Origin of the sequence: Streptomyces sp. NPDC050211 (assembly GCF_040656035.1) — a bacterium.
Lineage (GTDB): Bacteria > Actinomycetota > Actinomycetes > Streptomycetales > Streptomycetaceae > Streptomyces.
Genome location: NZ_JBFALC010000008.1, coordinates 154025 through 170689 on the forward strand (window position 1 = coordinate 154025; position 16665 = coordinate 170689).

Consider the following 16665-nt stretch of genomic DNA (forward strand, 5'->3'; position numbering starts at 1 on the left):
CGATCCTCCACCAGTCTCAGTCTCACCCGGGACTTTTGTCCTAAGCCCATGGGGGCACCCGCGAAAACCCGTCTTGCAGGGAGTAATGTCCCACCTGAGAAGACGATCACGAGGAAGGAATGCTCCATGCTTTCCCGCCTGTTTGCCCCCAAGGTCAAGGTCAGCGCACACTGCGACCTGCCCTGCGGTGTGTACGACCCGGCCCAGGCCCGCATCGAGGCGGAGTCGGTGAAGGCCGTGCAGGAGAAGATGGCCGCCAACGACGACCCGCACTTCCAGGCCCGCGCCACCGTCATCAAGGAGCAGCGCGCCGAACTCGCCAAGCACCACGTCTCGGTGCTCTGGAGCGACTACTTCAAGCCCCCGCACTTCGAGAAGTACCCGGAGCTGCACCAGCTGGTCAACGACGCCCTGAAGGCCCTCTCGGCCGCCAAGGCCTCCACCGACCCGGCGACCGGCCAGAAGGCCCTCGACTACATCGCCCAGATCGACAAGATCTTCTGGGAGACCAAGAAGGCCTGACGTCAAGTCGGCTTCGATCGACCGGCGATCGGTGCACCATCGCGGGTCGACGAGCAGCATGAAGGGGCCCGGTCGGCTGTCCGACCGGGCCCCTTCGGCGTCGCGTGCGTCCCTTCAGCGACGGCAAACGAGAATGCCGGCTCGGCAGTTGATCTCGTAGGCGCCCTGCTGCGCGATGTGCTCGGCGAGGATGACACGAGCCCTGTCGATGGTCTCCTCGAACGGTACGTCGTGCTGGTCGGCCCACGCCTGATACGAGGCCATGTGGGCGATGACGGGCTCGGGTTCGCGGACGGTGATGGTGCCGGGCAGCTCGATCGTCTCCACGCGACGGAACTCCTCGCCGAGGAAGGCCGGGGCCTTCTCCAGCGAGAAGCGGGCACTGAGCGCGATACGGGCCGGGCCGCGTCCGGTGCCGAGGACGTCGCCGGCGGCCCGCTGCCACAGGTCCTCGAGCTCCGGCTTGTCGCGGTCGCTGTTGGTGGAGACGACGACCAGCCCGTCACCCCCGACGACGCGGGCCAACTCCCGGACCGCCCGGGCGATGTCGGGGACGTGGTAGAGCATGTGCATCGCCAACGCCGCGCCCACGCTCGCCGTCGGCAGCGGCAGATGGGTAACGTCCGCCCCGACGACCGGGCCAGGCACACCGGCGAGCATGCCTGGAGAGATGTCCAGGCCCAGCACGGCCAGGTCGGGCCTGTCCCGGCGGAGTCGTCGAACGTACAGGCCGTTGCCGCAGCCGACATCGACGACCCGTCCCCGCACTTCCCTCAACTGCTCGGCGACGATGCCCGGCAGGTCGTAACGGGGCGTCTTCCACTCGTAGAGCGCCTGACGTGCGGCGAGGTCCCGGTCGCTGCTGTACGCGCGCCCGGCGAGGAGGGCCCGGTCGGTGACGGCGGCGTCTTGCGCGGAGGAAAGTTCGGTCACGTCAGGACCTCCGGGGCTACGGCGAGGAGTCGTACCAGCCTTACCCACTGCTGGCGGAAGCCTGCAGAGAGCGGTCAAGCCGCTGAGGTGTCCGCCATTCACTGTCCGGCCCAAGCCACAATCGTGTCCAGGTGCGAGCCGACGCAGTCCCGGAGAACTTCGTGGACACCACCTCAAGCACCCTCCACCGATCACCTCGCGGGAGGCCGCCCGGTTGCCAGGGTGGGCCATGGCTCAGCCGTGCAGGGGTTGGGCAAGTCGTGCCAGCAGGCCGGCGACCAGGGCGGTCTGCGCGGGGACGGTGTCGGGGTAGATGAATTCGCCCCGGGCGTGGGCGCCGTCGCCGACCGCGCCCATGCCGCACAGGACCGGCAGGCCGAGGGCGGCGACGAAGTTGGCGTCGCTGGCGCCGCCGACGGCGGCGTCGGGCAGGTCGTCGCGGCCCTGTGCGCGGGCGACTTCGCGGGCGAGGTCGAGGAGGGGGGCGGAGGCGGCGTTGAGGGTCATGGGTGGGCGGTTCCAGGCGTGGTCGATGTCGATGCGGACTCGGGGGTCGCTGACCTTGATGGCGTCGAACTCGGCGTCCACACGGGCCTGTTCGGCCTCGCTGCTGACCCGGATGTCGATGCTCGCGGTGGCCTGTCCGGCCACGACGTTGGTGGCCGAACCACCACTGATGAGCCCGGTGTTGATCGTCGTACCCCTCCCGGGGGCAGCAACGGCCGCGGCGGCGAGGACGAACTCGGACAGCGCGGTGATCGCGCTCGCCCCGTCCTGCGGCGCGAGCCCGGCGTGTGCCTCGACGCCGGTGGCGGTGACCTTGAAGATCCCGGAGCCCTTGCGGGCGGTCTTGACCGCGCCGTGGGCGGTCGGCTCCAGCACCAGCGTGACGTCGGCCTTCTGCGCGATCTCCTCGATCACTGGGCGGGAGGACAGGGAGCCGATCTCCTCGTCGCCGTTGAAGAGGAAGGTGACGGTGGGGACCGGGGCCGGGGCGCCGCTCTCGCGGGCGAGCTTCAGGGCCCAAATGCCCTGGGCCAGGCCGGTCTTCATGTCGAAGATGCCCGGCCCGCTGAGCTTCTCCCGACCGTCCTCGGACGCCTCCGGCTGCTCCCATCCGGCGAACGTTCCGGTCGGCCATACGGTGTCGTAGTGGCCGACAAGCGCGACGTGCCCGGGGCCGGTGCCGGTGTAGGTGAGGGTGAGGGTGTCGCCGCACTCGCCGCCGGGGTGGCGCTGTTCGTGGTCGGGCCGGCCGAGCCGGTGGACGGCCAGTTCGCGCAGGAGGTCCAGGCCCGCAGCGAGGGCGGGCAGGTCGTAGCTGCTGGTCTCGTGGCGGACGAGGGTCAGGATGTCGGTGACGGTCTCCGACGCGACCTCCTGGGCACGGGCGGTGAGGGCGGCAGCGGGCGATGCGGTCATGATCTGCTTTCTCGTACGAAGGTGTGGGGGGTGGTGCTTCTTGGCGGCAGGGCGGGTTCAGCTGACGCCGAAGGGGATGCCCAGCAGGTACCAAGCCACGAAGAACGCGACCCAGACGACCCAGACGACGGCGGCGATCGGGATCGTGAAGGAGGCCAGGGTGCCGATGCCGGCGGACTTGCGATGCTGCTGGATGAATCCCAGCGCCATCACGAAGTACGGGCTCATCGGCGTGACGCAGTTGGTGACCGAGTCGGCGACGCGGTAGACGGCCTGGGTGGTCTCGGGGTCGATGCCGACGAGCATCAGCATGGGCACGATCACCGGCGCGGCCAGTGCCCACAGAGCGGAGCCGCTGGTGATGACGAGGTTCATGAACGTGATCAGCACGGCGACGCCGACCAGCACGGTCCAGCCGCTCATGTCCAGGTCACGCAGCGTCTCGGCACCCTTGACGGCGAGGATGTCGCCGATGTTCGTCCATTTGAAGTACGCGAGGAACTGGGAGATCGCGAAGAAGAGGACGAGGATCGGGGCCATCGAGCGGGTGCCGTCGACCATCGCGGCGATGATGTCGCGGGAGGCGGAGAAGGTGCCGGTCATCCGGCCGTAGACGGTGCCGAGCACGGCGAAGAACAGGCCCAGGACGAGCGCCATCCCGCCGATCAGCGAGGAGTCGACGATGCCGCCGTGCTCGCCGCGCAGCGTTGAGGACGAAGGGATCATCGCCACCACCAGGAACGCGATGAAGCCCAGGGCGACCAGCCCGGTCACCCGCAGCGCACGGCGCTGCTGCTCGGTGACCTCGATCGCCTCCAGCTCGTCGGCGTTCAGTGCGGCGACCGGCTCGTCGGGCTCCAGGTCCGTACGGCGGGCGAGGACCTTGTCGACGACGAGCGTGATCACCAGGGCGACGAGGACCGAGGAAGCGAGGCCGAAGAAATAGTTGGCCACCGGGGTGACGACGTAGTCCGCGTCGATGGTGTGGGCGGCGGCGGTGGAGATTCCCGACAGCAGTACGTCGGTGGTGGTGAGCGAGGGGGAGGCGTCGTAGCCGGCGGAGATCGAGACGTAGGCGACGATGCAGCCGAGCACCGGACTGCGGCCCGCCGCGCGGAAGACGAGTGCGCCGAGCGGGATGAGGGTGACGTAGGCGGCGTCGCCGGCCACATGGCTGACCATGGCCGTCATCGACAGGGCGAAGGTCAGGTACTTGCCCGGCACCCGCGCGACCATCCGGCGCAGCAGGGCCGAGAACAGCCCGCTCTTCTCGGCGACGGCGATGCCGAACATCACGGTGAGGATGGTGGCCAGCGGCGGGAAGGCCGCGAAGTTGTCGACGGCCCCCTCGACGGCCATGGTGATGCCGTCCCTGCTGAGCAGGTTCTCCACCTTGATGGTCTCGTCCGTGCCGGGGTGCACGGCGCTGACGCCGACCGCCGCCAGTACGGCGCTGAGGACGGCGACGACCCCCGCGAGGATCCAGAACAGCCAGAACGGGTTGGGCAGTTTGTTGCCGACCCTCTCGATCCCCGCGAACGCGCGGAACGCGGCGCGCAGGACTCTCGACTGTGGCTCGGTCGGCTGGGGCGGGGTCGCGGTGGCACTCATCGGTACCTCTTCGTGCGCTTGAGGGATGTTCCTGCGAACAATGGCAGTCGAATGAGAGATTCTCTAGACCCTCGATGTAACAGTGGGATTAATCGGCAGTCTAAGGTGAGGCACTATGACCCGCCCTCTCCTCGACGATCTCGACCGTCGACTCATCGGAGCGCTGCACCTGGCACCCCGCGCCACCTGGGACGACATCGGCGGGATCCTGTCCGCCGACCCCAGCACGCTCAAGCGCCGTTACGACCGGCTGTACGAGGCCCGGATGATCCGCGTGATCGGACAGGCCGACTGGGGCATGCACTCCACGGCGATGCCGGTCCACGTCTTCCTGGACATCACCGGCGAAACCCCGCTCGCCGTCCTCCGCCGGCTCCAGGACCTGCCCCACCTCCAGCTCCTGGCACAGATCTCCGGCGACCACCCCCTCTACGCCGTCGTCCACGCCCCCTCCGAGGCGGCGACCAGCGAGGCGATCGACCGGATGTTCTCCGTCCCCGGGGTGCGCCGCGTCAAAGCGCTGCCCGCCCTCAGCACCCATCGCCGGGGCCACACCTGGGACCCTCAGTTCCTCACCGACACCGAACGTGCCGACCTGCTGGAACTCGCCGACGCCCGCCCCGAGGGCACCGCGACCGCGACACCCCCCGCCAAGCCGCTCAGCGAAGCCGAACGCACCGTCGTCGCCCAGCTGATGCAGGACAGCCGCGCATCCGCCGCGAGCATCGCCCGTGCCGCGGGCCTGGCCACCTCCACCGCGCACCGCGTCGTCCGCCGGGTCCTCGACGAGGGATGGGTCAAACCACGCCTGGAGATCGTCTCGGAATGGCTCGGCTTCCAGACCCCGTTCATGCTCCGCCTGCGGGTCGCCCCCGGCGAGACCCCCGACGTCATGCGCCGTATCGACCGGCTCCCGCAGACCCGGCTCGCCGCACACGTCGCCAGCGACATGTCCGTACTCGCCACCGGTCTGGTCACCGACCGCTCCGCCGTGGCGCACTTCATCGACCACGAGCTGGCCAAGATCCCCGGCATCCTCACCGTCAGCGTCGACGTCATGCTCGCCGAGCCGCGCCGCTACTGGCTGGACCGTGACCTGGCCTCCGGCCTCGGTGAATTCCACGCGCCTACGCTGCTGTGAGACCTCATGGGTCCTCATGAGTAATGGGCCTGCAGGGCGGACCCGAGGGACCGTCCTCGTCGACGTCGAGACCGCCGGACCCTGGGCGTCCTGCCCTTCCGTGATACTGCCTCGGCTGCCGCCTGACTCCAGGAGCACTCCGGTTCGCGCCCACAGTCCGTCCGCACACAGTCCGCAGGACACCCGCCTACGGGTGCGGCTTGACGTGCCGTCAGTGCAGCACGAGCAGGACCGCCAACGCGATGAGCAGCGAGTCGATCCGGTCCAGCAGGCCCCCGGACCCCGCCAGCCACTGCCCCGCGTCCTTCGTCTGCGCACCCCTCTTGACCATGGACTCGAGAAGGTCACCGGCCGGACCTCCGACCGCCACCGCGACCGCCATCGGCCAGCTCAGCGCCGACAGCACGGCGAGCGTGCCGACGCCGGCTGTGGCGCCGGCGAGTGTTCCGCTCCAGCGTTTGGCCGGTGACAGAGGGGACAGCCGTGGCCCGCCCAGCCGTTGACCGGCGAAGTACGCCACGATGTCGGCGACCGAGACCGCCACGAACAGCGCCAACCCGCTTGCCCCGAGCGGTACCAGCGCGGCGAGCACACTCAGCCAGGCCAGTCCGAGCAGACCGGCGCAGAGCCGGCGCAGGCCGTGGTCGGCGTCGCCGGCCAGCAGGGGCACCGCGGCCACCGCGAGCGCTCCGATCGCCAGCACCCGCAGCACCTCTCCGGGTGCCAGCCACGCGGCCAGCACGACGCCTGTCACCGCCGCGGCCAGGACCACCCGGTCGACCCAGGCCAGCCGCATCAGCCCGCCGAACTCCAGCACTCCGATCACGCCCACCACGATGGCGATCGACGCGGTGCCCGGGTGGCCCAGCCAGAACGCACCGGTGACCAGCGGCACTCCGACCGCCCAGGCGCACCACCGGATCAGCAGCTCGCGACGCCGAGATACCGCCACCGCGATACCGCCCAGCACCAACGCCCCACCGAGGAAGGGCGCCAGTGAGGCGACAGTGATCATCGAGTGGATCCGGCAGCCAGGGTGGAGAGCGAGGCCCGCCCAGGCCGCAGCGCGTCCAGCGCGGCCTCAAAAGCCGCCACGATGCGCGCGTTCTCCACCGTGTCCTTGACCGCGATCCGGACGGTACGTCCCTCGTACCGCGGCGACAGCGGCGACAGATCGCGTACGTACACATCGTGGCGCCGGCATTCGCTCACCACTTCCGCCGCGCTCGGCCCACCGGTCGGCAAGGTCACGGTGAGGAAGTTGGCCACTGCCTCCTCGACCATGCCGAGACCGTCCAACCCACCCAGGTCGGCGGCCAGTTGCCGTCGCAGCGCATGGGTGCGGAGCCAGCGGTCGCTGTAGTACGCCGGGTCGCGCAGGGCGGCGACCGCGGCCAGCTGGGCCGGGAGGCTGACCGGCCAAGGCGGAGTCCATCGTCGTAGCCGCGCCGTGGTGGTCGGCTCGGCCACCAGGTACGCGGCCCGCATGCCGGACAGCGCGTACATCTTGGACAGTGACGTGCAGACCACGACCCGCGGGTCCACCGCCGCGAGGTCGGCGAGCGACTCGGTCGGGCCGACGTAGCCCAGGTAGGCCTCGTCGATCCACCAGCGGGTCCGGGCCGGTGCGGCGGCGATCAGCGAGCGCAGTTCCGCGGCGGGCGCGTGGCGGCCGGTCGGGTTGTTCGGGTTGACCACGACCACGAGGTCGTAGCGGCCCGAGGCGACGGCGGCGGACAGCCGGTCCGGATCGATGCGCCAGCCCTCCTCGCGGCGCAACCGGAACCGGTCCACCCGGCATCCGATCACCCGCTCCGTGACGTGGGCGTATTCGCCGTAGCCCGGGTCCATCAGCAGCACCCTGCTCTCGGGGGTCAGCCACTGGCCGAACGCCCGGAAGATCAGGTCGGACGAACCGGCCCCGACCGCGAGCGTCTCCGTAGGCAGGCCCCGGGCCGAGGCGAGCTCCGCCAACAGGCCCTCGGCGCCGGTCGGCGGGGAGGTCCGGGCGACCCAGGCCGGGTCGTCCGCCAGCGCCGCCCGCACACCGGGGGCCGGCGGGAACCAGGCGTCCAGCACGTCGGCCGCGACCACTTGGTGGCGCCGGTGCAGGCTGCGGAAGTCGGTGCCGATGGCGGTGAACGAGGCCCCGCCGTGTTCGCAGCCGTCCGGTCGGGGTGCGAAGGGCACGTCCAACTGCCAGTCCACGGTGGACCGCAGGCGTTCCAGCGTGGTGCGGTAACGGTCCCTCGCGACCTTCGTCAGCTCGGCCACGCTGCCGGTCAGCACCTCGAAGGTCAACGCCCCGCTGTGGACCGTACGGCCGACCGGGCGCAGGCCGACCGCCCGGTACATGTCGAGCAGTTCGGTACGCCCCATCGCCACCACATGGCGACCGCCCCGGGCGGCGATCCAGCGCAGGGCCGCGTACATCAGCAGGGCCGCCGCCGAGGTGGACCGCCGGTGCGGTTCGACGGTGAGGATGCGCACCTCGAACGGGTCGCCGTCGGTCAGCAGCGGCAGTTCGTCGCGGGTCAGGTACTTGTCCAGCGCGTACCGCCCCAGCCAGGGCGGAGTCAGGCTGACGAAGCCGATCCGGGCCGCGCCGCGAGCGGCGACCAGATAGACGTTGTCGCCGTCCAGCCCGTCGCGCAGCCGCCCGGACGGATCCGGCGCGTGCTGGCCCAACTCCCGTGCGTAGACCCGGTGACGGAGTTCATGAATCCACTCCAGATCCTCCGCAGTGGCGGCGCGCAGTTGTACCAGGTCAGGGCCCATAAGCACCTCTCTCGACACGGGGAGCACCCACATAGTGCGGAGCGCGGACCGGGCGAGCCAGGGCGAAGCGACGCAGCCGACCTGAGTACGCGTACTCAGGCGTCGTATGGAAAAGGTCCGGTCGGGTGTCCGACCGGGCCCTTCCCGTTTCCTTCCGGGGCGGATCAGCGCTCCGTGTCGTCCTCCCCCGCCTCCAGCAGGTTCGCCGCCGCGCCCACGATGCGCGGGTCCGGCGTGCCGACGATCTCGTGGTCCTTGTCGGTGTAGTCGAAGCGGGCCAGGACGCTGCGCATGGCCTCGACGCGGGCGCGCTTCTTGTCGTTGGACTTCACCACGGTCCAGGGCGCCTGTTCGGTGTCCGTCTCGCGGAACATGGCGACCTTGGCGGCGGTGTAGTCGTCCCAGCGGTCCAGAGAGGCCAGGTCCATCGGGCTGAGTTTCCACTGCCGTACGGGGTCGACCTGGCGGATGGTGAAGCGGGTGATCTGTTCCTTCTGCGAGACCGAGAACCAGAACTTGATCAGGTCCACGCCGTCGTCGACCAGCATCCGCTCGAACAGCGGGGCCTGGCGCATGAAGCGCCAGTACTCGTCGTCCGAGCAGAAGCCCATCACCCGTTCCACACCGGCCCGGTTGTACCAGGAGCGGTCGAACAGGACGATCTCGCCCGCGGTCGGCAGGTGTTCGACGTAGCGCTGGAAGTACCACTGCCCGCGCTCGCGCTCCGTGGGCTTCACCAGTGCCACGACCCGTGCGCCGCGCGGATTGAGGTGCTCCGTGAAGCGCTTGATCGTGCCGCCCTTGCCGGCCGCGTCCCGTCCCTCGAAGACGATGACGAGCCGGCGGCCGGTCTCCTTGATCCAGCTCTGCAGCTTCAGCAGTTCGATCTGCTGGAGCCGCTTGTGCCACTCGTACTCCTTGCGCTCCATGCGCTCGGCGTACGGGTAGTTCTCCCGCCAGGTCTCGACCGGGTTTCCGTCCGGCTTGATCAGAACAGGCTCGTCGAGGTCGCTGTAGTCGACCGTCAGTCCTGACAGCAGTGGCGTGGTCATCCTGTCGCCCTCCCCGGCTTCGGCGCTTCAGTGGAATTGCGGCACGATCAGGTAGATGCCGTACGCGACGACCGCCGCGCAGGCGAGAAAACAGAGTCCGGCCTGGGCGAGGCCGAGCGCATGGGTACCCTCGTCAGTCTCCCTCGTCCCCTCGACGCGGGCGAGCCCGAGTACACCGAGGGCGAAGACGACCACCACGGCCACGGTGACGCCGAGGCTCACCGCGGCCACCTGACCGAGGGCGCTCCAGTCCAGCTCCATGTCAACTCCCCTTGCTCAGGCGGCCGTGCCGACGCTCGCCGGCGCCGTGCGGATCGAGACCTCGTGGTGGTCGTTCACGTTCTTCGCGTCCACCGGGTTGCGGCGCGAGGCGACGACGATGCCGGTGGCGACCGCGGCGGCGACCAGCGCGACCACGGCCGTACCGACGTTCCCGCCGTGCGTGACCAGGCCGGCGGCCAGGCCTCCGACGATCGCCGCGGCGGGCAGCGTGATGAGCCAGGCGATCACCATCCGGCCGGCGACTCCCCAGCGCACCTCCGCAAGACGCCTGCCCAGTCCCGCGCCGAGGATGCTGCCGGAGGCGACCTGGGTGGTGGACAGGGCGAAGCCGAGGTGGGCGGAGGTGAGGATGACGGTGGTCGACGCGGTCTCGGCGGCGAAGCCCTGCGGCGACTGGATCTCGGTCAGGCCCTTGCCCATGGTGCGGATGATCCGCCAGCCGCCGAGGTAGGTGCCGAGGCCGATCGCGAGACCGGCGGACGCGATGACCCACAGCGGCGGACCGGCGTCGTGGCCGAGGGCGCCCGCGGAGATCAGGGTCAGCGTGATCACGCCCATGGTCTTCTGCGCGTCGTTCGTGCCGTGCGCGAGGGAGACGAGCGAGGCGGAGGCGATCTGCCCGAGCCGGAAGCCCTTGGTCACGGTCTTCTCCCGGGCCCGTGCGGTGAGCCGGTAGGCGAGGTACGTCGCGATCAGCGCGGCGACACCGGCGACGACCGGCGAGGCCACCGCCGGGATCAGCACCTTCTCGACGACCTTGTCGAAGTGCACGCCGTTCGCACCCGCACCGACCCACACGGCACCGATCAGCCCGCCGAACAGGGCGTGCGAGGAACTCGACGGCAGTCCGGCGAGCCAGGTCAGCAGGTTCCACAGGATCGCGCCGACCAGCCCGGCGAAGATCATCCCGGGTGTGACGAGCGTGTCGTCCACGATGCCGCCGGAAATCGTCTTGGCCACCTCGGTGGAGAGGAAGGCACCGACGACGTTCAGCACACCGCTCACCAGCACCGCTGTCCGTGGTGAGAGCGCTCCGGTCGCGATGGACGTCGCCATCGCGTTGGCGGTGTCGTGGAATCCGTTGGTGAAGTCGAAGGCCAGCGCCGTGACGATGACGACCGCCACGAGGAACGTGATGTGATCCATTGTTCGAGCAAAGCAAGCGCTTCCCAATACCCGGCGAACTGGAGGCAAAGGCTCCGTCTGGGTCCGCTTTAACATCCGCAAATTCCAGCGTCGGGCCACCGGGAAAACGGACCGAGCGGCTACGGCCCGCCGTCCTACGATCACCCCATGACCATCCGCTGGACCTACGCCTTCATCGACCGCCCCGCCGGGCTCCTCGACCGCGCCACCGCGTTCTGGACGGCCGTCACGGACACACAGCTGTCACAACCACGGGGCGACCACGGGGAGTTCGCGACCCTGCTCCCCGACGCGGCGGACGCCTGCGTGAAGGTCCAGGGGGTCGACTCCGGCGCGGGCGGGGCGCATCTCGACTTCGCGGTGGACGACGTACGGAGCTTGGTGACGTCGGCGCTCACAGCGGGCGCGGATGTCCTCGCCGACCACGGCGACTGGGCCGTGCTCCGCTCCCCCGCCGGGCAACTGTTCTGCGCCGTGCCCTGGCACGGGGAGTCGGTACGGCCGCCCGTGGTGCGCGGCACCCGGCTCGACCAGGTCTGCGTCGACGTACCGCCATCGCTGTACGAGCTCGAAGTCGCCTTCTGGAGCGACCTGTTGGCGGAGTGGGCGTCGGCGCCCGGCTCCCTCCCCGAGTTCCATGTGCTCAAGCCGCCGCCCGGGCTGCCGATCCGCATCCTGCTCCAGCGGCTCGGCGAGGAGCGCCCCGCCTCCGCCCACCTGGACCTCGCCTGCGCCGACATCCCGGCGACCCGCGCCGCGCACGAGCGCCTGGGCGCGTCCTTCGTCGCCGCGGGCCGCCACTGGACGGTGATGCGGGACCCGGCGGGCGGTACGTACTGCCTGACCGGCCGCGATCCGGAGACGGGCGGGCTGCCGGGCTAACGGATCGTCGCGTACGCGCACACGAAGTCCTCCTCCGGCCGAAACGTCGCAGACGGGCAGAGAGACTCCACGTCCGACCGCAGCAGCGGCGCCGGATCCTCCGTCTCCTCCCAGCCGTACGGCTCCGGCGGCTCCGCCGAATCCTGCAGCCACAGCGTCAGCCCACCCCCGACGACGACGGCGACCGCCCACACGGTGACTGCCCAGCGCCATAACCGACGGCGTCCAGCCCTCACCCCCACACCTCCACGTCCACCACGGCGCCCACCGGCACGGGCCCGTACACATGCGGGAACTCCTCGCCCTCGCCCTCCGGTGCCTCGTACTTCAGAGGTACGTCGAGCCGCTCGGGATCGATGACCAGGACCACCAGCTCATCGGGCCCGGCGTACGAGCCGTACAGGAACTCGGCGACGCGCGGGAGTTGGGCGCGGGTCGAGCAGTGGATGAAGCCCTCGTCCTGGAGGGTCCGGCCGCGGGTCGACATCTCGTACGTGCCCCGCGCGCGGGCGGCGTCCCAGAGGGAGCGTTCGGTGATGTGGAGGATGTGTGGCATGGAGTGAGGCTATGGCCTGAGCCGGGCCGTCCGCGCCTGCAAATAGCGCTGCTCCGGCAGGCTCAGGGTCTGCGCGGCGGCCGACTCGTAGGCGGCGCGGGCGGCTTCCGGTTCACCGGCCCGCTCCAGGAGATGGGCCCGCACGGCGTCCCGCCGATGCCCGGAGGCCCCTTCCAGTACGTCGAGTTCCGCGAGTCCGGCATACGGTCCGTCGACCATGGCCACCGCGACGGCCCGGTTGAGCCGCTCGACGGGACCGGGCACCAGCCGTACCAGCACGTCGTACAGGCCGAGGATCTCCTGCCAGTCGGTCGCCTCCGCGGACGGCGCCTCATCGTGTACGGCGGCGATGGCGGCCCGCACCTGGTAGGGGCCCGCGGGTCCGCGCGCCAGCGCCTTGGTGACCAGGGCGACGCCCTCGTCGATCGCGGCCTTGTCCCAGCGCTCGCGGTCCTGTTCGTCGAGCGGGACGAGTTCGCCGTGCGGGCCGGTGCGCGCGTCGCGGCGGGCATCGGTGAGCAGCATCAGGGCCAGCAGTCCGGACACCTCGCCGGCCTCGGGGAGCAGCCGGTGGACCCGCCGGGTCAGCCGGATCGCCTCACCGGCGAGGTCACGGCGCTGGAGGCTGGTGCCGGAGGTCGCCGTGTACCCCTCGTTGAAGATCAGATACAGGGTCTGCAGAACGGCCGGCAGCCGCTCCTGCCAGTTGTCCGGCCGCCCGAAGCGCACGCCCCGCACCTTCTGCTTGGCCCGGCTGATCCGCTGCGCCATGGTCGCCTCGGGCACCAGATGGGCGCGGGCGATCTCCGCCGTGGTCAGACCGCCGACCGCGCGCAGGGTGAGGGCGATCTGCGCGGGCGGGGTCAGATCGGGGTGGCAGCACAGGAAGAGCAGGGAGAGCGTGTCGTCCTCGCGCGGCGCGCGGTCCTCGCCGGACGTCTCCCGTACGGCGAGCGCGGCCGCCCGCTCCTCCCGCGCCCGCCGCGCCTCCTCGCTGCGCAGCGCGTCGGTCAGCTTCCGCGAGGCCACCCTGATCAGCCACCCGCGCGGGTTGTCGGGAACCCCGGCCGACGGCCACTGCCCGGCCGCCGCGAGCAGCGCCTCCTGTACGGCGTCCTCGGCGGCGTCGAAATGGCCGTACCGCCTGACCAGCGCGCCGAGGACCTGCGGCGCGCACCGGCGCAGCAGGTCCTCGACGGTCTCGCTCACGGTCAGATGTCTCCGGAGCCGTCCTGGATGGGCCGGATCACCACCGGGTACTGGGGCGCCCCGGCGGGCTGCGGGCAGCGCTGGATGCGCGCGGCGATCTCCGTGACCCGCTCCAGGCTCGCGCAGTCCAGGACCCAGTAGCCGGCCAGCAGCTCCTTGGTCTCGCCGTAAGGCCCGTCGGTGATCACGGGCTTGCCGTCCGCGTCCAGGCTGACGTGCCGGGTCTTCGCGGGCTCGGCCAGGCCCTGGCCGTCGACCATTTCACCGGTCTCGGCGAGGTCGTCGTTGAGCGCGTTCATGAAGGCGTACATCGCCTGGATGTCCTTCTCGGTCCAGGCCGGGGAGTGCGCGGAGGCGTTGCCCTTCATCGCCTCGTAGTCCGCCTGCGAGCCCTGCACCATCACCAGATACTTCATCAGTCCGCTCCTTCGGTTCGGGCCGCCCTCCGATGGGCGGCTCTCACAGGGGACGTCGGAGCCGGCCGACGCTTCTCGACACGGGCTTCAGTTTTTCTTGGCGGCGGTGTTCGTCGGCGTGGTCTTCTTCGGTGTGCCCTTCGCAGGCTCCTCGACGGGCTCGGCGCCCGTGTCGACGTATGCCTTGCACTCGGGGTTGTGGCACGGTCCCGGAACCCACACCGGAACCCATGCGCCCAGCGTCTTGTGGCGCTTGACGACTGTTTCGACGGGCTGTCCACAGACGGGACAGGCATGCTTTTCGCTGTCCATGTCCCAAGCGTAGAGCGGTAAGGGCCTCAGCGCTTCCTGCTGTACGTCCGCACGACGCGCCGTTCTCGTCGAGCAGTTCGCCCGCGATCTGCGAGCCGCCGCACAGACAGATGCCGAACTCGCCGTCCTCCCGCGACGCCGGCCGCCCGGCGATGGTGCCACCGGAGACGTGATCAGCGGGCCCGGGGCCCTGTCAAGTCCGGTGCGGTACAGCGCCCCGAAGGGGCGCGGGGAACTGCGCGACCAGCCCCCACCGGCCCGCAGCAAACGAACCGCACATCCAGCGGAGCACTCAGCGAGGTTCACGCCACATCGGCCACATCCGCGGCCCGTCCGGCAGGACGAGCGCCCGGCCGGTGAACTCGAACCCAAGCCGCTCGTACAGCCCGCGGCTACGTGCGTTGCTCGCCTCCAGATACGCGGGCACCCCCTCACGGTCGCAGCGGTCGAGGGTCGCGGCGATGAGGCCGGTGCCGAGGCCCTTGCCCTGGTGACCGGGCGCGACGCCGATCATCCACAGGTAGGCGTGGGCCCGGTCCGCTGGGTGGATCTCGGCCGTCAGCCGCGCGATCAGCTCGACGCGCTCGTTGTCGGGGTCGACAGCCTCGCGCAACTGGGCGGCTTCGTCGTCGTCGGCGTGGGCGTCGACCGGGTCCGCCTCGTCCGCCGCCGGCACGGACAGCCAGAGCGCGCAGGCCGTGCCGTCCTCGGTGACGTCGATCCGACCCTCGGCGAGCACGACGTCCGTGAAGGCCGCCATCAGCTTGGGGTGGGTCGTACGGCGGTAGGCGGCGCCGGGGAAGATCCAGCTGCTGACCGGGTCGTCCTGGAAGGCCTCGTCCAGGAGCCGGACCACCAGGTCCCGGTCGCCCTCGCCCGCCGTCCGGATCGCCACGCCCATGTGTCGCCCCTTCACCTCAACCGACCTTGATCGTATGGCCGTTGAAGCCTATCCGGTTCACGCCCGGCCCTCGGGCGGCAAGAGGGCCGGGCTCCCCTCCTCTGGCCGGTAATCGACGAGCCCCGCGCACCGTGGGGATGCGCGGGGCCCGCCGTACCGGAGCCTCCGGCGACCGCGCGGGGTCAGGAGCCGCGCGGGCCCGGAGGCTCCGGGGTCATTCCGGGAGGACCGGTCACTGTGACGTCGGCCGACCTCAACTGCTCCGCCGCGTCACGAACTCCGCCAGCGCGAGCAGCCCGCCCGCCGCCTCCGGGTCCGGGACCGCCCGGGAGAGCTGTCGCATGGCGTGGGCCATACGGTCGGCTGCCTGGGCCTGCGCCCAGTCACGGCCGCCCGCCTGCTCCACGGCCAGTGCGGTGCGCTCCAGGTCGGCCTCCTGATACGGCCCTCGGTAGAGCTCGGCGAGTTCGGCGGCGGCCGGGGTGCCGGAGACCAGCGCGGCGACCACCGGCAGCGACTTCTTGCGGACGGCCAGGTCCGCTCCGGCCGGCTTGCCGGTGCGGCACGGGTCGCCCCATATGCCGATCACGTCGTCGATGAGCTGGAAGGCGAGCCCGGCCTCCCGACCGAACGCGTCCAGCGCCTCGACGTCCTCCTTCGCCGCCCCCGCATACAGCGCGCCCAGCGCACAGGCGCACCCGAGCAGCGCGCCCGTCTTCGCCTCGGCCATGGCGAGCACTTCGTCGAGGCCGACCTCGTCGGGGCCGCGCCGCTCCATGGCCACGTCCGCGTGCTGGCCTTCGCACAGCTCGACGACGCAGTCCGCGAGCCGGGCCCCGGCCGCCGCGGACGCCGGATGCGGGTCCTCGGCGAGCAGCCGCAGCGCGAGCGCCTGGAGGGCGTCCCCGGCGAGGATCGCGTCCGCGTCGCCGAACACGGTCCAGGCGGTGGGTCGGTGCCGTCGGGTGGTGTCCCGGTCCATCACGTCGTCGTGCAGCAACGTGAAGTTGTGGACCAGCTCCACCGCGGCGGCCGCCCGCACGGCCGCCGTCCGGGCCGCGGGTCCGCCGAGCGCGGCGGCCGCAGTGAGGACGAGTGCGGGACGGATCGCCTTGCCCCCGTTGCCCGCCGCCGGTGTGCCGTCCGCGTGCTCCCACCCGAAGTGGTAGAGCGCGATACGGCGCATGGAGCCGGGCAGCGACTCGACGGCGGCGCGCAGTTCGGGGTCGACCGAGGTCCGGGCGCGCTCCAGGATCGCCGGCGCCTCGTGCCCGTCGAGCCGGTCGGGCCCGGAGTCCGTCCGCTTCGCGATGGGCCCTTGCCTTTCCGGTGTCTCGGTGAACCGCCTTGGTCCAGGGGCGCGTTGCTTCGCCTCCGTCATGAACTCACCCATGGGATCGCCTCGGAGAGTCTGCGGGCGGTGGCGCTTCCGCTACGGCTGGGCGCGTACCCCGAGGGTGTACCCGCCCTGGCGGGCGGGGACACCGCGTGCGGACGGGGAC

Annotated in this window: 18 protein-coding genes; 3 read left to right on the forward strand and 15 right to left on the reverse strand. The window is 70.9% G+C overall.

What is annotated here, in order from left to right; genetic code table 11:
* The first annotated feature begins 126 nt into the window (after positions 1-126).
* Positions 127-522, forward strand: a complete 396-nt coding sequence (gene sodN, locus AB0I98_RS11290; RefSeq protein ID WP_020123534.1) for a superoxide dismutase, Ni — start codon at positions 127-129, stop codon at positions 520-522.
* A gap of 114 nt (positions 523-636) precedes the next feature.
* Here the strand turns inward: sodN and AB0I98_RS11295 are convergent, their stop codons facing one another.
* From AB0I98_RS11295 to AB0I98_RS11305, 3 genes are all read right to left on the reverse strand, one after another.
* Positions 637-1455 carry a class I SAM-dependent methyltransferase gene (locus AB0I98_RS11295; protein WP_362938690.1) on the reverse strand — a complete coding sequence of 273 codons (819 nt, stop codon included), beginning with the start codon at positions 1453-1455 and terminating at the stop codon, positions 637-639.
* Between the two features lie 234 nt (positions 1456-1689).
* Positions 1690-2877, reverse strand: coding sequence for a M20 family metallopeptidase (locus AB0I98_RS11300; RefSeq protein WP_362938693.1), 1188 nt, complete (start codon positions 2875-2877; stop codon positions 1690-1692).
* A 57-nt stretch (positions 2878-2934) separates the two neighbouring features.
* Positions 2935-4488: an AbgT family transporter gene (locus AB0I98_RS11305; RefSeq protein ID WP_362938696.1), complete on the reverse strand. Its 1554-nt coding sequence runs from the start codon at positions 4486-4488 to the stop codon at positions 2935-2937.
* Positions 4489-4603: 115 nt separating this feature from the next.
* Between AB0I98_RS11305 and AB0I98_RS11310 the strand changes: the two genes are divergently transcribed.
* Positions 4604-5629 carry an Lrp/AsnC family transcriptional regulator gene (locus AB0I98_RS11310; protein ID WP_362938699.1) on the forward strand — a complete coding sequence of 342 codons (1026 nt, stop codon included), beginning with the start codon at positions 4604-4606 and terminating at the stop codon, positions 5627-5629.
* A 211-nt stretch (positions 5630-5840) separates the two neighbouring features.
* Here the strand turns inward: AB0I98_RS11310 and AB0I98_RS11315 are convergent, their stop codons facing one another.
* The 5 genes from AB0I98_RS11315 to AB0I98_RS11335 all read right to left on the reverse strand — a co-directional run bounded on the left by AB0I98_RS11315 (position 5841) and on the right by AB0I98_RS11335 (position 10887).
* The gene (locus tag AB0I98_RS11315) at positions 5841-6644 is read right to left on the reverse strand and encodes a phosphatidate cytidylyltransferase (RefSeq protein ID WP_362938702.1); all 804 of its coding nucleotides are present in this window, start codon (positions 6642-6644) and stop codon (positions 5841-5843) included.
* Positions 6641-8407: a histidinol-phosphate transaminase gene (locus AB0I98_RS11320; RefSeq protein ID WP_362938705.1), complete on the reverse strand. Its 1767-nt coding sequence runs from the start codon at positions 8405-8407 to the stop codon at positions 6641-6643. The genes AB0I98_RS11315 and AB0I98_RS11320 overlap by 4 nt, the downstream gene beginning before the upstream one ends.
* Before the next feature lie 164 nt (positions 8408-8571).
* Entirely contained in the window at positions 8572-9459 is an 888-nt protein-coding gene (gene ppk2 / locus AB0I98_RS11325) for a polyphosphate kinase 2 (protein ID WP_362938708.1), read from the reverse strand.
* A gap of 27 nt (positions 9460-9486) precedes the next feature.
* On the reverse strand, positions 9487-9720 hold the full coding sequence (locus AB0I98_RS11330; RefSeq protein WP_362938711.1) for a hypothetical protein: 234 nt from the start codon (positions 9718-9720) through the stop codon (positions 9487-9489).
* Between the two features lie 15 nt (positions 9721-9735).
* A complete protein-coding gene (locus AB0I98_RS11335) occupies positions 9736-10887 on the reverse strand; it encodes an inorganic phosphate transporter (protein WP_362938714.1) in 1152 nt (383 codons plus the stop codon).
* A 147-nt stretch (positions 10888-11034) separates the two neighbouring features.
* Between AB0I98_RS11335 and AB0I98_RS11340 the strand changes: the two genes are divergently transcribed.
* Positions 11035-11769: a VOC family protein gene (locus AB0I98_RS11340; RefSeq protein ID WP_362938717.1), complete on the forward strand. Its 735-nt coding sequence runs from the start codon at positions 11035-11037 to the stop codon at positions 11767-11769.
* Here the strand turns inward: AB0I98_RS11340 and AB0I98_RS11345 are convergent.
* The 7 genes from AB0I98_RS11345 to AB0I98_RS11375 form a co-directional block, all read right to left on the reverse strand.
* Entirely contained in the window at positions 11766-12005 is a 240-nt protein-coding gene (locus AB0I98_RS11345; RefSeq protein WP_362938720.1) for a hypothetical protein, read from the reverse strand. The genes AB0I98_RS11340 and AB0I98_RS11345 overlap by 4 nt on opposite strands.
* Positions 12002-12325: a DUF952 domain-containing protein gene (locus AB0I98_RS11350; protein WP_362938723.1), complete on the reverse strand. Its 324-nt coding sequence runs from the start codon at positions 12323-12325 to the stop codon at positions 12002-12004. Before AB0I98_RS11350 ends, AB0I98_RS11345 begins: the two co-directional genes overlap by 4 nt.
* A 9-nt stretch (positions 12326-12334) precedes the next feature.
* Entirely contained in the window at positions 12335-13534 is a 1200-nt protein-coding gene (locus AB0I98_RS11355) for a sigma-70 family RNA polymerase sigma factor (protein WP_362938726.1), read from the reverse strand.
* Between the two features lie 2 nt (positions 13535-13536).
* Positions 13537-13950: a YciI family protein gene (locus AB0I98_RS11360; RefSeq protein ID WP_362938729.1), complete on the reverse strand. Its 414-nt coding sequence runs from the start codon at positions 13948-13950 to the stop codon at positions 13537-13539.
* Between the two features lie 87 nt (positions 13951-14037).
* Entirely contained in the window at positions 14038-14262 is a 225-nt protein-coding gene (locus tag AB0I98_RS11365) for a hypothetical protein (protein ID WP_362938732.1), read from the reverse strand.
* A 292-nt stretch (positions 14263-14554) separates the two neighbouring features.
* The gene (locus tag AB0I98_RS11370) at positions 14555-15163 is read right to left on the reverse strand and encodes a GNAT family N-acetyltransferase (RefSeq protein WP_362938735.1); all 609 of its coding nucleotides are present in this window, start codon (positions 15161-15163) and stop codon (positions 14555-14557) included.
* Between the two features lie 253 nt (positions 15164-15416).
* Positions 15417-16556, reverse strand: a complete 1140-nt coding sequence (locus AB0I98_RS11375) for a family 2 encapsulin nanocompartment cargo protein polyprenyl transferase (protein WP_362938738.1) — start codon at positions 16554-16556, stop codon at positions 15417-15419.
* Between the last annotated feature and the right edge of the window lie 109 nt (positions 16557-16665).